This window comes from Acinetobacter stercoris (assembly GCF_900323515.1).
Classification (GTDB): Bacteria; Pseudomonadota; Gammaproteobacteria; order Pseudomonadales; family Moraxellaceae; genus Acinetobacter; species Acinetobacter stercoris.
This window is the reverse complement of sequence record NZ_OOGT01000450.1, coordinates 1-683: the sequence shown is the minus strand read 5'-3', so window position 1 is coordinate 683 and position 683 is coordinate 1. Positions and strand designations below refer to the sequence as shown.

1 protein-coding gene is annotated in these 683 nt (G+C 30.9%); it reads left to right on the top strand.

The annotated features are described in order from the left end of the window. Positions 1-19 precede the first annotated feature (19 nt). Positions 20-683 (top strand): 4'-phosphopantetheinyl transferase family protein (locus KPC_RS20175; protein ID WP_121976041.1); only part of this gene is annotated, 664 nt, incomplete at its 3' end.

The window sequence follows — 683 nt, the reverse complement described above, 5'->3', positions numbered from 1 at the left end:
GTTTGAAAATTATAAATACATGAAAAAAATATTAAGTCTTGATCAATATATTACATTTTTGAATATACAAAATGATGGCTTTATGATCCAGCATGAAGTCATTATTTTGTTGGGCATAAGAATACATAAAGTATTTATTAAGTTATTGCATGAAAAGTACAATTTAGAATGGCTATATCAGAAACTTGGTATCGTAAAACCGGCATCAATCAAGGAAACTTCTCAGAAAAGAAAGTTAGAATATTTATCTGGACGTTTGGCAGCTAAATTTGCTTTAGAAATGTATGAACAACATGGCTTTGAAATTGAACAAGGTCAATTTGGTCAGCCTATTTGGCCAAAAGGGATGATCGGAAGTATTAGCCATACAAGAGAGGAGAGGCAATGTGTTGCAATCGCATGCACTTTACAGCAATCAAGATCTTATCAGGCTGTTGGGGTAGATATAGAATTCAAGGGTAATAATGCTGTATTCCAGCTGGAAAATAGAAGTGTCGCTGATGTTTTTTTATCCCCTATAGAGCAAAACTATTTATCAAAATTTAATAATAAATATAACATTATATTTTTAATTGTTTTTTCATCGAAGGAAAGCCTGATAAAAACAATATGTTCAAGATATCAACTGGTTATTGATTTTAAGTGCATTCAATGCATAGATGTTGATATGTCTCTTATACACA